11 protein-coding genes and 1 riboswitch are annotated in these 13637 nt (G+C 75.3%); of the genes, 3 read left to right on the top strand and 8 right to left on the bottom strand.

Annotated features, from left to right (window positions below):
- The first annotated feature begins 97 nt into the window (after positions 1-97).
- Positions 98-3742: a hypothetical protein gene (locus ACPXCB_RS02205; protein ID WP_425871646.1), complete on the top strand. Its 3645-nt coding sequence runs from the start codon at positions 98-100 to the stop codon at positions 3740-3742.
- 120 nt (positions 3743-3862) lie between these two features.
- Here ACPXCB_RS02205 and pspM read toward each other — a convergent pair whose 3' ends face one another.
- The 7 genes from pspM to ACPXCB_RS02240 form a co-directional block, all read right to left on the bottom strand.
- Positions 3863-4642 (bottom strand): phage shock envelope stress response protein PspM, encoded by a 780-nt coding sequence (pspM, locus tag ACPXCB_RS02210; RefSeq protein ID WP_425871649.1) that lies wholly within the window; start codon positions 4640-4642, stop codon positions 3863-3865.
- A gap of 23 nt (positions 4643-4665) precedes the next feature.
- Positions 4666-5541, bottom strand: a complete 876-nt coding sequence (locus ACPXCB_RS02215; RefSeq protein WP_425871652.1) for a PspA/IM30 family protein — start codon at positions 5539-5541, stop codon at positions 4666-4668.
- A gap of 206 nt (positions 5542-5747) precedes the next feature.
- The gene (locus tag ACPXCB_RS02220; protein ID WP_425871654.1) at positions 5748-6185 is read right to left on the bottom strand and encodes a helix-turn-helix domain-containing protein; all 438 of its coding nucleotides are present in this window, start codon (positions 6183-6185) and stop codon (positions 5748-5750) included.
- A 145-nt stretch (positions 6186-6330) separates the two neighbouring features.
- Complete coding sequence (locus ACPXCB_RS02225) at positions 6331-6918, bottom strand: CinA family protein (protein ID WP_425871657.1); 588 nt, start codon at positions 6916-6918, stop codon at positions 6331-6333.
- Positions 6919-7032: 114 nt separating this feature from the next.
- A complete protein-coding gene (gene pgsA / locus ACPXCB_RS02230) occupies positions 7033-7626 on the bottom strand; it encodes a CDP-diacylglycerol--glycerol-3-phosphate 3-phosphatidyltransferase (RefSeq protein ID WP_425871660.1) in 594 nt (197 codons plus the stop codon).
- Positions 7627-7703: 77 nt separating this feature from the next.
- Positions 7704-9203, bottom strand: coding sequence for a 30S ribosomal protein S12 methylthiotransferase RimO (gene rimO / locus ACPXCB_RS02235; RefSeq protein ID WP_425871662.1), 1500 nt, complete (start codon positions 9201-9203; stop codon positions 7704-7706).
- A 74-nt stretch (positions 9204-9277) separates the two neighbouring features.
- Positions 9278-10201, bottom strand: coding sequence for an ornithine cyclodeaminase family protein (locus ACPXCB_RS02240; protein ID WP_425871664.1), 924 nt, complete (start codon positions 10199-10201; stop codon positions 9278-9280).
- 89 nt (positions 10202-10290) lie between these two features.
- A riboswitch (guanidine-III (ykkC-III) riboswitch) is annotated at positions 10291-10356 on the top strand.
- A 64-nt stretch (positions 10357-10420) separates the two neighbouring features.
- Between ACPXCB_RS02240 and ACPXCB_RS02245 the strand changes: the two genes are divergently transcribed.
- Together ACPXCB_RS02245 and ACPXCB_RS02250 are read left to right on the top strand one after the other, a co-directional pair.
- On the top strand, positions 10421-10735 hold the full coding sequence (locus ACPXCB_RS02245) for a DMT family transporter (RefSeq protein ID WP_132232868.1): 315 nt from the start codon (positions 10421-10423) through the stop codon (positions 10733-10735).
- Positions 10736-10825: 90 nt separating this feature from the next.
- Positions 10826-11071: a hypothetical protein gene (locus tag ACPXCB_RS02250; protein WP_327030827.1), complete on the top strand. Its 246-nt coding sequence runs from the start codon at positions 10826-10828 to the stop codon at positions 11069-11071.
- A 73-nt stretch (positions 11072-11144) separates the two neighbouring features.
- On the opposite strand, the gene ACPXCB_RS02255 is transcribed toward ACPXCB_RS02250, so the two are convergent.
- On the bottom strand, positions 11145-13595 hold the full coding sequence (locus ACPXCB_RS02255) for a DNA translocase FtsK 4TM domain-containing protein (RefSeq protein WP_425871667.1): 2451 nt from the start codon (positions 13593-13595) through the stop codon (positions 11145-11147).
- Positions 13596-13637: the final 42 nt, after the last annotated feature.

Consider the following 13637-nt stretch of genomic DNA (forward strand, 5'->3'; position numbering starts at 1 on the left):
TGCATGCTGCGGTTGACTCCTCACGCATCGTCAGCGACGCGCGACCGGTCCGCCACGCCGACGTGGTGGCCGCCGCGCCCGGACACCGGGGAGAGCCATGGAGCTGTTCCGCAGACTCCGGATCCCGTGGGCGGAGCGGGCGAGCGCCCGCGCCGAGCACGACGCCGACGGGACCGGGGCGGGTCCCGTGCCGGCGGCCCGGCGCGCGGCGGAGCCGGTCGCCGCGCCGGCCAGCCTCGACCCGGCCGCCGTCCCGCGCTACTTCGGCCCGCTGCCGAACCAGGCCCGCAGCCCGCTGCCGGTCGTCGACGCCGACGGCTGCGTGGTGCCCGGCACCGGCATCCGCAAGTTCGTCGACGCGCTGCCCCGCCCCGGCGCACTCGGCCGCACCGAGCTGGGCGCCCACCTGCCGGTGGCGGTGCCGGACACCGTCAGCTATCCGGGCAGCGACTACTACGAGATCGGCCTGGAGCAGTACGCGCAGCGGCTGCACCGGGACCTGCCGGCGACCCGGCTGCGCGGCTACCGGCAGCTCAACCTCGGCACGGACGCCCACGGGCACAACACGGTCGCGCCGGCGGGGCGCCCCTGGCACCTCGGCCCGCTCATCCTGGCCCGGCGCGGCCGGCCGGTCCGGGTCAAGTTCATCAACCAGCTCCCCACCGGCCGCTCCGGCGAACTCTTCCTGCCGGTCGACCCGACCGTCGACGGCGCCGGGGCCGGCCCACTCGACGGCCCGGCGCCCTACCCGCAGAACCGGGCGGTGCTGCGGCTGGCGGGCGCCCACACCGGCTGGACCAGCGCCGGCAACCCCTGGCAGTGGGTGACCCCGGCCGGTGAGATCACCCCCTACCCGACGGGGCCCGGCCTGACCCACGTGCCCGACATGCCGCCGCCCGGCGCGGGCGCCACCACGCTCTACTACCCGAACGAGCAGAGCGGGCGGCTGTGCTGGTTCCACGACAACACCGTCGGCCTGGCCCGGCTCACCGTCTACTCCGGGCAGGTCGCCCTCTACCTGCTCACCGACCCCGCCGAGGAGCGGCTCGTCGCCGACCAGGTGCTCCCCGCCGACCAGGTGCCCCTGGTGATCGAGGACAAGACGTTCGTGTCGGAGGACGCCCAGCTCGCCGGGGAGGACCCGACGTGGGACCGGGACCGCTGGGGCTCCCGGGGCAGCCTCTGGCACCCGCACGTCTACCAGCCCCGACAGAACCCGCACCGGGCCGACGGGACGAACCCGACCGGCCGGTGGGACTACGGCCCGTGGTCGCGTACGGGCGACGACGCCGGGCAGCGGGAGCACGGCGGTACGCGGCACCGGGCGGACCCCGTGCCGAACCCGCACCACGATCCCGTCGCCGCACCCGACGAGCCATCGCTCGCGCCCGGCGTCCCGCACCCCTCGGCGGTGCCGGACGCGTTCGGCGACACCGTGCTGGTCAACGGGACCGCGTACCCGTACCTGGAGGTCGAGCCGAGGACGTACCGGTTCCGGATCCTCAACGCCTGCCTGGACCGCGGCCTGAACCTCCAGCTCTACCGGGCCCGCTCCGACGGACCGATGTGGGACCCGGACGGCGGGCTGGTCGACGCCGACGCCGGCGAGGTGCCGATGGTGGAGGCGGTACGCGCACCGGACCGGCCCGCCGGCTGGCCGACGGACGGGCGCGACGGCGGGGTGCCGGACCCGCGCGCCGCCGGCCCGGAGCTCGTCCAGATCGGCAACGAGTGCGGCCTGCTGCCCGCGCCGGTGGTGGTGCCGAACCGGCCGGTGGGCTACCGGTACGACCGGCGCGACCCGACCGTGCTCAACGTCGACGCGCACGCGCTGCTGCTCGCCCCGGGGGAGGCGGCCGACGTGCTGGTGGACTTCTCCACCGTCGCGCCCGGCGGCACGCTGATCCTCTACAACGACTGCCCGGCCCCGCTGCCCGGCTTCGACCCGCGCGCCGACCACTTCACCGGCGCCCCGGACCGCAGCGCCGAGGGCGGGGCGCCGCCGACCCGCCCCGGGTACGGGCCGAACACCCGTACCCTGCTCCAGTTCCGGGTCGCCGGCACCCCGGCGCCGCCGTACGACCTGGCGCGGCTGCGCGGGCGCCTGCCCGAGGCGTACGCGGCCAGCCAGCGCCCGCCGATCGTGCCGCAGCCGGCGTACGACGTGGCGTTCGGCACCCGGACCGCGCGCGACACGGTGGTCCCGGTGCACGCCACGACGGTCAGCTTCGTCCCGGCCGGCGCCGCCGCCCCGGTGCTCCTGCCGCTGGAGGTCAAGGCGGTGCAGCAGGTCTTCGAACCGGAGCACGGCCGGCTCGTCGGCCGGCTCGGCGTCGGGCACCCGCACGCCGGGCCGCTCTCTTCCACCGTCCTGCCGCTCGGGCCGACCGACCCGGCCACCGAGGTGCTGCACGTCAGCGACCCGGCCGTCGCGGTGGGCGGGGCCGGCGACGGCACCCAGCTCTGGCGGATCCGCGGCAACAGCCGGCAGACCCAGCCGGTGCGGTTCACCGGCTGCGACGTGCAGCTGGTCGGCCGGGTCGGCTGGGACGGCGCCACCCGGCGGCCGCACCCGGCGGAGCGGGGCTGGAAGCAGGTCGTCCGGGTCGACCCGCGCGAGGACGTGATCGTCGCGCTCCGGCCGGTCGCGCCGCCCCTGCCGTTCAAGATCGGCGACAGCGTACGGCTGCTCGACCCGCTACGGCCGGCGGGCGCCCGGACCGGCTCGACCCCGGTCAGCCCGGTCGACGGCCGCCCCGCGGTCGTGGTGAACCAGCTCGTCAACCTCGGCTGGGAGTACCACTGGCACAGCCAGCTCGGCGGCCACCGGGACCAGGGCATGATCCGGCCGCTGGTGCTGCGGGTGTCGCCCCGGGCACCGACCGGGCTGACCGCGACCCCCGCCCCCGGCTCGGCCACCGCGCTGCCCGCGATCGCGCTGACCTGGACCGGCAACGGCAGCCGGCCACCGGCCACCAGCCACCAGCTCCAACGGGCCACCGACGCCGCCTTCACGGCGGGCCTCACGGCGATCACCGTGGCGGCCACGGCGACCCGCTACACCGACGCCAGCGTCACCCCCGGGGTGACCTACCACTACCGGATCCGGGCGGAGAACGCGGTGAGCTGCTCCACGTGGTCCAACAGCGTGCCGGCCTCGGTGCACCTCGCCGCGCCGGCCGGGCTGACCGCGGCGATCCCGCCGGCCGCGCCGCTGCGGATCGCGCTGCGCTGGGCCAACCGCTCCTTCGCCACCGGGATCGACGTGCAGCGGGCCACCAACCCGACGTTCAGCAGCGGGCCGGGCACCACCGCGATCGGCGTCGGCGACAACCATCTCGACATCGCCGTCGCCCCCGACACCACGTACTACTACCGGGTGCGGACCACCTATCTCGGCGCCGCGTCGGCCTGGTCGACGGTGGCCCGGGCGACCACCCCGCCGGCACCGACCCCGCCCACGGGGGTGACCGCCACCGCGACGGCACCCGGGCCGGACACGGCGACGGTGATCCTCGCCTGGGCGGCGAGCACGCCGGCCGCACCGGGCGCGGGGTTCATCGTGCAGCGGGCGCTGGACCCGGCGTTCGGCCGGGAGGTGGCAACCTTCACCGTCACCGGCCGGGGCTTCACCAACACCGGGCTGGCGCGCGGCGTCACCTACCACTACCGGATCCGGTCGTTCAACGTCGTCGGCAGCTCCCCGTTCACCGGCCCGGTGCCGATAACCACACCCCCCTGACCCCTCCCCACCCCGCGCCCCACGCCCGCCTCCACGTCCGTCTCCGCGTCGATCACGCAGTTGTGGTGGGGCGCGCAGGAGGGGCGGGAGGCTCGGCGGGGAGGTGCGGGCGGGGCGGGGTCAGGGGGTGCGGAGGGGGGCGCCGACGGCGCGGAGTTCGGTCAGGGCCGTGGCGACGCCGTGCAGCAGGTCGGTCGCCTCCGTGAGGCGGGAGGCGGCCGGGTGCGCGGCGTCGGGGTGGGCGTCCCCGGCGACGTAGCCGGCGGCGGCCACGACGAGCCGCTCGTACGCGGTGACGCCCTCTTCCAGCTGCGTGCTCAGGGCCCGGTGCGCCTCGGCCAGCGCCGGCCGGGACTCGGCAGGGGCGAGCCGCAGCGTGCGCTCGACGCTGGCCACCCGGTCGGCGAGGTCCCGCAGCGACCGGTCGGCCTCGGCGGCCTCCAGCACGGCCGGCGAGGCGAGCCCCGTGAGCCGGCCGGTCATCCCGGCGAGGGTCAGGGCGGCCCGGTCCAGCCGGGCCCACGGCTCGGCGGCGCTGGTGCCGCGCAGCGCCACCCGGGAGCGCACCCGGCGGACCTCGGCCAGCACGCCGGGGCCGACGGGGAGCCGCTCCACGGCGGCGACCAGCCTGGCGCGGGACCGGGCGGCGGCCTCGGCCGGGTCGAGCGCCGGTGGTGCCGGCCGGGCGGCCAGCGCCCGCAGGTCGACCCAGCGCCAAGCGGCGAGCACCAGCGCGCCGCCCGCCCCGGCCGCCCAGGCCGCGTCGGGCAGCCCCAGTCCGGCGTACGGGGTCAGCACGGCGGCGGCGCCGCCCAGGCCGCCGGCCGTGACGCTCCACCGGCGCGCGGACCGCCGCAACCGGCTCAGGCGCCGGAAGTACCGCGTGCGCTCGTCTGCCACCTCTGCCTCCTCGACCCGGCCGCTCAGCCGGCGGCGGTGGTGTCTCCGGTGCCACGTTCCCGGCCCATGCTGGCCCGGAGCTCGTTCAGCCGGGCGGCGGCCGCCGGGTCGGCGGCCGGCGCGGCGGGCTGGGCCTGCTGCTCCACACCCGGTCGTTCCTGCTTGCCGCCGAGCTGCTCGCCGGCCATGCTCGACCGGATCTGCTCCAGCCGGGAGGAGCCGGCCGAGTCCAGGGTCGACTTCTGGATCTCCAGCATGCGGCCCTCGACGGAGTTGCCGGCCAGTTCGGCGCGGCCCATCGCCGTGGCGTACCGCTGCTCGATGCGGTCGCGCACCTCGTCGAGCGAGGGCGTGTTGGCGGGGGCGGTCAGCGACGACATCGACTCCAGCGAGCGGGCCACGCTCTCCTGCATCTTGGCCTGCTCCAGCTGGCTGAGCAGCTTGGTGCGCTCGGCGAGCTTCTGCTGGAGGATCATCGAGTTGTTCTCGACCGCCCGGCGGGCCTGGGCGGCGGCGCCGAGCGCCTGGTCGTGCAGGGTCTTGAGGTCCTCCGTGGCCTGCTCGGCCGAGACCAGCTGGGTGGCCAGGGTCTGCGCGGACTGCTCGTAGCGACCGGCCTCGGTCTCGTCGCCCCGGGCGCGGGCCTGGTCGGCGAGGACCAGTGCCTGGCGGGCGTTGGCCTGCAACCGCTCGACCTCGGACATCTGACGGGACAGCTTCATCTCCAGCTGCCGCTGGTTGCCGATCACGGCTGCGGCCTGCTGGACCAGCGCCTGGTGCTGGCGCTGGGCCTCCTCGATGGCCTGCTGGATCTGCACCTTCGGATCGGCGTGCTCGTCGATCCTGGCGCCGAAGAGCGCCATCAGGTACTTCCACCCCTTGACGAACGGGTTCGCCATCTTTGCGTTGTCCCCTCAGTAGCGTCGCTCCGCCTGGACCGCGCCGGGTGCTCCCGGCCGGCTCCGGCGCGGCAGTGGCTCCATCGTCCCAGCCGGACGCCACCGGGGCATCCGTACCGGCGAGCGAAGCGAGCGCCGACGCCGTCCGCGATCAAGGGTACGCGGCGCCGTCGAGGCCGACCACGTGGCGAGAAAGAGGAAGTGGATCAGGCGGCGCAGACCACGTCGCGCTCGCTGCCCCGGACCCGGGAGCTGCTGCGCAGGGTGGCCTTGAGCGGGGAGTCCTGGCGGACCTGGACGGCGACCGTGCCGTCCGAGCTGACCTGGTGCACGCCCCGACCCGTGCTCCTGCGTACGGCGACGGGCGCGGCCGGCTCGTCCTGCACCGGCACCAGCACGCCGGGCATCTGCTCGGCGAGGGCGACGGTGTCGCTGACCTCACGCAGCAGCTCGGAGAGGCGCGCGCCGAGGGCGTCGCAGATCGCGGCCAGCAGCTCGCTGGAGGGCTCCTTCTGGCCGCGTTCGATCTCGGAGAGGTAGCCGAGGCTGACGTTGGCGGCGGAGGAGACCTCGCGCAGGGTGCGGTGCTGCCCCTGCCGGCGCGCCCGCAGTGCGTCACCGATCACGCGGCGTAGCAGGACCATTCGCACCTCCCCCTGAGGGACACCACTCTTCCAGGCGGCCCGTCCGGCACGTCGAGCCGGACCGGTCGTCGGAGCCTTCCCGCAACCGTACCCGTTGCGGGCCCCCACGACATCCCACCCCGCCCCTCGGATCCTCAGAAGGCCGTCAGCGGCGACCCGCGCCGGCCGCGTCGGTCCGCCCGCCGTCGGCCCCGGCCGCCCGGCTGTCGGACGCTGCCGCCCCGGCGGCGTCGGTCTGGTGGATCCGCGCGGCGAGCAGCCGCAACGCCTCGACGACCGCGGCCGAGCGGATGTGGTCGCGACCGCCGGCCAGGTCGAGCTGCCGGACCTCGGTGCCGGACGGCCCGGCCACGGCGACGTAGACCAGCCCGACCGGCTTGCCGTCCTGCGGTTCGGGACCGGCCACCCCGGTGGTGGCCAGGCCCCAGTCGGCCCCGCAGCGGTGCCGTCCGCCCTCGGCGAGGGCGACCGCCACGTCCGGGTCGACCGGTCCCCGGTCGGCCAGCAGGTCCTCGGGTACGTCGGCGAGCAGCGACTTGAGCTCGGTGGCGTAGACCACCAGGCCGCCCCGGTAGATCCCGCTCACCCCGGCGATCTCCACGATCGAGGCGGCCAGCAGGCCACCCGTGAGCGACTCGACGGTGGCCAGGGTCTCGTGCCGTTCCGAGAGGCTGTGCACCACGCCGGCCGCCGGGCTTCCGGCCGGCCGCGTTTCCTCAGCGTCACTGTCCATGTCCCGGATCCTTTCCCCGCCCCGCCGGCCCTACTCATCCTTCCCGACGGGCGCGGCGCCGGGCGGGAGAGGGGCCGGGCCGGGCGGGCGAGGACGGCCGGTACGGGCGCCGGGTCAGGCGGTGGGGCGGCGCAGCCGGAGGGCCTGCGCGACGTAGTCGAAGCCGGTGATCACCGTGACGCCGACCGCGGCGGCCATGATCCACGGGCCGACGGCGGCGAGCACGGCCGGCATCGGCCACAGGTACCACGTGATGGCCAGGATCTGGAGCGCAGTCTTGATCTTGCCGCCCCGGCTGGCCGCGATCACGCCGTGGCGGATCACCCAGAACCGCAGCGCGGTGATGCCCAGCTCGCGGACGAGGATCACGGCGGTCACCCACCAGGGCAACTGGTCGTACCAGGAGAGCAGCAGCAGCGCGGCCCCGGTGAGGGCCTTGTCCGCGATCGGGTCGGCGACCTTGCCCACCGAGGTGACCAGGGCGAACCGGCGGGCGATCCAGCCGTCGACCAGGTCGGTCGCGGAGGCGACGGCGAAGATCAGGCAGGCGACCATCCGCCAGCCGGCGTGGGTCATCGCCGAGGCGACCACGGACGCCGCGAAGACCGGCACCAGGACCAGCCGCAGCGCGGTGAGCGCGTTGGCCGCGTTCATCACCGGTACGCCGGCCACCACCGGCGCGGGCGTCGATTCCGTCGCCCCGGTCACCGCCGCACCCCGCTCCGGCGGCCGTGGCGTACCTGGCACCCCACCACCTGGCTCCCCCGCTCCGTCCGGGCCCGCCGTCACCGTGTTGCGCCGGGCGCCGCCGAGATCATCTCATCCGGGACCGCCACCAGGTCCACTCCCTCGGTGCTGGTCACCGTCGCCCGCACCAGGTCACCCGGGCGCAGCGCGGCCAGGTCCACCCCGCCGCCGGACGGGGCGACGAGGGTGGTCGAGCCGTCGACCTCGGGGGCCTGGTGGGCCGCCCGCCCCTCGACCACGCCGTCGTCGACCGAGTCGACCAGCACCTCGACCGTGGCGCCCAGGCGGTCCTCGGCGCGCTGCGAGCAGAGCTCGTCGGCGAGCGCGCTGAGCTTGTCGTAGCGACGCTTGAGCGTGGCGGCGGAGACCTTGCCGGGCAGCCCGGCGGCCTCGGTGCCGTCCTCGTCGCTGTAGTCGAACACCCCGATCGCGTCGAGCCGGGCCTCGGTCAGGAACCGCACCAGCTCCTGGTAGTCGCCGCGGGTCTCGCCCGGGAAGCCGACGATGAAGTTGCTCCGCGCGCCCGCGGCCGGCGCCAGCGCGCGGGCGCTCGCCAGCAGCTCCAGGAACCGCTCGGTGGAGCCGAAACGGCGCATCCGGCGCAGCACCGGCTCGCTCGAGTGCTGGAACGACAGGTCGAAGTAGGGCGCCACGCCGGGCGTGGTGGCGATCGCCTCGACCAGGCCGGGCCGGGTCTCGGCCGGCTGGAGGTAGCTCGCCCGCACCCGGACGATGCCGTCGATCGCGGCGAGCTGGGGCAGCAGCTTCTCCAGCGCCCGGGGGTCGCCCAGGTCCTTGCCGTAGGAGGTGGAGTTCTCGCTGACCAGCACCAGCTCGCGAACGCCGGTCTTGGCCAGCCACTCCGCCTCGGCGAGCAGCTCGTCCGGCGTACGGGAGACGAAGGCGCCGCGGAAGGCGGGGATGGCGCAGAACGCGCAGCGCCGGTCGCAGCCGCTGGCCAGCTTGAGCGAGGCGACCGGGCCGGTGTCGAGCCGGTGGCGCAGCACCTGGCGCAGGTGGGCCGGGGTGTGCTCGTCGGTCTCGGTGACGCCCCGGACCGGGGTGCCGTGGCCGGGCAGCGACACCCCGCTGTCCCGCCGGGAGACGGGGGTGAGGGGCAGCAGCTCGCGCCGGTCGCGCGGGGTGTGCGCGTCGATCCGCTCGCCGGCGACCACCGCGTCCAGCCGGGCGGCGATGTCCGGGTAGTCGTCGAAGCTCAGCACCGCCTGCGCCTCGGGGAGGCTGTCGGCCAGCTCGCGGCCGTACCGCTCGGCCATGCAGCCGGCGGCGACCACCTTGGCCCCGGTGTCGGCGGCGGCCAGCAGGGTCTGGATGGAGTCCTGCTTCGCCTTCTCCACGAAGCCGCACGTGTTCACGACCACCACGTCGGCGCCCTCGCCGTCGGTGGTGACCTGCCAGCCGTCGGCGTGCAGCCGGGCGGCCAGCTCCTCCGAGTCGACCTCGTTGCGGGCACAGCCCAGGGTCAGCAGGGCGACACGGCGGCCGTCGGCGGGGGAAGGGGAGGTGGCAGACACCATCCGAGGGTACCGGGCGGGCGGCCGGCTGCCGCCAACGGCGGGCCGCCCGCACGCTCCCGGCGGCCGCGGCCGGCTCAGACCGCCGCCGCGCCCACCCCGACCAGCCGGTCGAGCAGGAAGACCTCCGTGCCGGCCAGGCCGGTCGAGCAGAAGACCGAGACCTGGTCCGCGCCGGTCCGGCCGGGAACGGCGCCGGTCAGCACCGCGCCCAGGTCGCGCAACCGCCCGGCGTACGCGGGCAGCGTCGCCAGCATCGGCGGGTCGTACGCGGCCGCCTGCGCCGGCGAGTCGGTGACCAGCAGGTCGGCGGCGTCCAGCAGGTCGGTGCCGAACTCGTGCCGGTCGACCTGTTTGAAGCCGACCGTGTTCACGTGGGTGCCGGGGGCCAGGTCGGCGGCATCGAGCACGGGGCCGACGGCGGTGGTGGCGAGCACCACGACGTGGCGGTCCCGGACGGCGGCCCGCGCCGAGTCCACCGCCCGCGCCGGCACGCCCAGCTCGGCGCGGACCCGGGCGGCGAACGCCTCCCGCCGGGCGGCGGAGCGGCTGTGCACGGTGACCTCGCGCAGCGGACGGACGGCGGCGGCGGCCCAGACCTGGGTCCACGCCTGCCCGCCGGAGCCGATCACGCCCAGGGTGGCGGCGTCCGGCCGGGCCAGGGCGTCCACCGCGACCCCGCCGAGCCCGCCGGTACGCCGGGAGCCCAACTCCTCCCCGACCGCCACCGCCCGGACCGCCCCGGTACGCCCGTCGTGCAGCACCACCACCTGCTCGCTCTCCGGGTGCCCGAACGTGTCGTACGAGCGGTAGCCGTACCACTCGCCGGTGAGGTGGCCGGCGGTGAGCACCATCCGTCCCCCGCCCAGCGGCGCGGCGGCCCGGGGCGGGGCCACCAGGCGGCCGGCGTACGCGGCGAGCAGGGCGTCCCGCATCGCGGCGACCGTGGTGGGGGCGTCCAGCGCGGCGGCGACCTCGGGATCGGAGAAGAGCAACGGCATACCCCGATACTGCAAGTTGAAGCGAGGTTCAGGTCAACCCGCGGTGGCCCGGCTCACCCCGGGCGCCGCCCGGCCGGTGCTACCGTCGGTCGTGGCGGCCCCAGGTCGCCCCGGACGAGTGGTGGGCGTACCCGGTCAGGCCAAGACGCCCCGCGTGTGTGTACCGAACCCACTCCTCCCGGCCCGACGGTCCGGGCGCCTACGCAGAGGTGATCTTCCATGGCCTGGATCGTGCTGGTGGTCTCCGGACTTCTCGAGACCGCGTGGGCGATCGCCCTCGACCGCAGCGCCGGCTTCACCCGGCTCGTCCCGTCGCTGGTCTTCGTGGTGACCCTGGTGCTCAGCATGGCCGGCCTGGCGTACGCGCTGCGCGAGATCCCGGTCGGCACCGGCTACGTCGTCTGGGTCGGCATCGGCGCGGTCGGCACCGCCCTGGTCGGGATGCTCGCGCTGAACGAGCCGGCCAGCCTGCCCCGGATAGCCTGCCTGCTGCTGGTGGTCGCCGGCGTCGTCGGCCTGAAGGTCTTCCACTGACCGGCGTCCACAGGGGCGAGGCGTGACGGACGACCACAGTGGGTAGAGCTGTGCCTGGCACCGGAAAGGCTCTCACCCACGGAGGCAGACATGGCCAACATGCACTCGACCGCCCGCCCGCGCACCAACGCCGCCCGCATCTGCACCATCGTGGGCTTCGTCTTCGCGGTCCTCGCGCTCCTGCTCAACCCGCTCATCTTCGGCGTGATCGGGCTGGTCCTGGGCATCGTCGGCGCCGTGCTCGGTGACAAGCCGCTCGGCTGGTACGCCGCCGCCGCCAACGTGGCCGCCATCGTGGTCAGCCTGCTGATCATCAACGCGCTCGTCAACAACTGACCCACCGCTCCCCCAGCGGAGACCGGGCCCGCCGGAGTGCCGGCGGGCCCGTCGCGTGTGTGTGGACGGGGGCCTAGTCCTCGCCGCCGCGCAGGCCGACCAGGACCTCCTCCAGCTCGTCCGGCTTGACCAGCACGTCCCGGGCCTTGGACCCCTCCGACGGGCCGACCACGCCCCGGGTCTCCATGAGGTCCATCAGCCGCCCCGCCTTGGCGAAGCCGACCCGCAGCTTGCGCTGGAGCATCGAGGTCGAGCCGAACTGCGAGGTGACCACCAGCTCGACCGCCTGCACCAGCAGGTCGAGGTCGTCGCCGATCTCCTCGTCGATCTTCTTCTTGCCGGCGTCCGGCGCGACGAGCACGTCCGGGCGGAACTCCGGCTCGCGCTGGTCCTTGCAGAACTTCACCACGTCGGCGATCTCGCGCTCGGTCACCCAGGCGCCCTGGATCCGGATCGGCTTCGAGGCGCCCATCGGCAGGAACAGGCCGTCGCCGCGGCCCAGCAGCTTCTCCGCGCCCGGCTGGTCGAGGATGACCCGCGAGTCGGCCAGCGAGGAGGTGGCGAACGCCAGGCGGGACGGCACGTTGGCCTTGATCAGGCCGGTGACCACGTCGACCGACGGGCGTTGGGTGGCCAGCACCAGGTGGATGCCGGCCGCGCGGGCGAGCTGGGTGATCCGGACGACCGAGTCCTCCACGTCGCGCGGGGCGACCATCATCAGGTCGGCCAACTCGTCCACGATCACCAGCAGGTACGGGTACGGGCGCATCTCCCGCTCGCTGCCCGGCGGCGCCTTGATCTCGCCGCTGCGCACCTTGCGGTTGAAGTCGTCGATGTGCCGGACCCCGTTGGCGGCGAGGTCGTCGTAGCGCATGTCCATCTCGCGGACGACCCACTCCAGCGAGTCGGCCGCCTTCTTCGCGTTGGTCACGATCGGGGTGACCAGGTGCGGGATGCCCTCGTAGCCCGTCATCTCGACCCGCTTCGGGTCGATCAGCAGCAGCCGCACCTCGTCCGGCGTGGCCCGGGTGAGGATGGACACCAGCAGCGAGTTCAGGCAGGACGACTTGCCCGCGCCCGTCGCGCCAGCGATCAGGATGTGCGGCATCTTGGCGAGGTTGGCCACCACGTAGCCGCCCTCGATGTCCTTGCCCAGCGCCACCACCATCGGGTGGTGGTCGCTGGTGGCGGCCCGCGACCGCAGCACGTCGCCGAGCGCCACGTTCTCCGGGTCGGTGTTCGGGATCTCCACCCCGACCGCGCTCTTGCCCGGGATCGGGCTGAGGATCCGCACGTCCGGCGACTTGACGGCGTACGCGATGTTGCGGGAGAGCTGGGTGATCCGCTCGACCTTGACGCCCGGGCCCAGCTCCACCTCGTAGCGGGTGACGGTGGGCCCGCGGGTGAACCCGGTGACGGCCGCGTCCACACCGAACTGCTCGAAGACGCCGGTGAGCGCGACGATCACCTCGTCGTTGGCCTTGCTCCGGGACTTCGGGGCCGCGCCACTGCCGAGGATGTTCGCCGGCGGCAGCGTGTAGTCGCCCGCCAGCCCGGTCAACGCGAGCTGCTCGGCCCGCGTCGGGGCGGGCGAGTGCTCCGGCGGCTCCGCCGGCCTGCGGGTGGCCGGAACCCGGCCCGGGGGCTTGCGGGGCAGCACCAGGGTCTCCTGGAGGTCCACCCCGTCGAGGTCGTCGTCGAACTCCGCCGGGTCGGGCGGCGGCGGGGCCGCCCGCTTCGCCCGGCGCTTACGGGGCGCCGGCCGGGCGGGCTCCTCGTCCGTCTCCTCCTCCACCCCCGGCGGGGCGATCCGGGTGCCGAACAGCAGGCCGAGCCGCTCCGGGACCTTGTTGATCGGGGTCGCGGTGACCACCAGCAGGCCGAAGACCAGCAGCAGGATCAGCAGCGGCACCGCCACCCAGGCGGTGACCGCCCGCTCCATCAGGCTGCCGACGCCGGCGCCGACCAGACCGCCGGCGAAGTCGCGCTGGCCCGCGTCGGCCGGGTCCTGTCCGATGTGCAGCATCGCGGCGGTGGCGACCAGCATCGAGGTCCAGCCGACCAGGCCCCGGCCGCGGTGCTCGGGATCGACGGGCTCGCGCATCAACCGCCAGGCGCCGATCATCAGCAGCACCGGCACCACGACCGAGATCGCCCCGAGGAAGAGCCGGAAGGTGTCGGCCAGCCGCGCGCCCACCGGGCCGGCGCCGGAGAACCAGAGGGCCACCGCGCTGAGCAGGGCGAGGCCGAAGACCAGCAGGCCCGCGCCGTCGCGGCGCTGCTCCGGGTCGAGCCCCCGGGCGGAGCCGGCCTGCCGGAACGCCCAGCCGAGGCCGTGCGCCATCCCCATCCACAGTGCGCGGAGCGCCTGCCCGACCATCGGACCCGGGCCGGACCGGGCCGCCGGCCGCCGCCGGGCCGCCGCGCGGGCGGTCTTCTTCGCCGGCTGACGGGCACGACTGTTCGTGGTGCCACGCGGCGACGCGCCGCGCCGCCGGCTCGCCTGAGAGGTACGGCCCGCCATAGCATCAACCTAATGGCGTGACCCGGCAGATCGCCGCCTTTC

Source organism: Micromonospora sp. DT62 (assembly GCF_049847285.1).
In the GTDB taxonomy this organism is placed as follows: Bacteria; Actinomycetota; Actinomycetes; order Mycobacteriales; family Micromonosporaceae; genus Micromonospora; species Micromonospora reichwaldensis.

Coding starts and splice junctions, on each gene's coding strand:
- ACPXCB_RS02220 (WP_425871654.1), bottom strand. CDS start 6,185: ATGGTCCTGCTACGCCGCGTGATCGGTGACGCACTGCGGGCGCGCCGG.
- ACPXCB_RS02240 (WP_425871664.1), bottom strand. CDS start 10,201: ATGCCGTTGCTCTTCTCCGATCCCGAGGTCGCCGCCGCGCTGGACGCC.
- ACPXCB_RS02255 (WP_425871667.1), bottom strand. CDS start 13,595: ATGGCGGGCCGTACCTCTCAGGCGAGCCGGCGGCGCGGCGCGTCGCCG.
- ACPXCB_RS02225 (WP_425871657.1), bottom strand. CDS start 6,918: ATGGACAGTGACGCTGAGGAAACGCGGCCGGCCGGAAGCCCGGCGGCC.
- rimO (WP_425871662.1), bottom strand. CDS start 9,203: ATGGTGTCTGCCACCTCCCCTTCCCCCGCCGACGGCCGCCGTGTCGCC.
- ACPXCB_RS02215 (WP_425871652.1), bottom strand. CDS start 5,541: ATGGCGAACCCGTTCGTCAAGGGGTGGAAGTACCTGATGGCGCTCTTC.
- ACPXCB_RS02250 (WP_327030827.1), top strand. CDS start 10,826: ATGGCCAACATGCACTCGACCGCCCGCCCGCGCACCAACGCCGCCCGC.
- ACPXCB_RS02245 (WP_132232868.1), top strand. CDS start 10,421: ATGGCCTGGATCGTGCTGGTGGTCTCCGGACTTCTCGAGACCGCGTGG.
- ACPXCB_RS02205 (WP_425871646.1), top strand. CDS start 98: ATGGAGCTGTTCCGCAGACTCCGGATCCCGTGGGCGGAGCGGGCGAGC.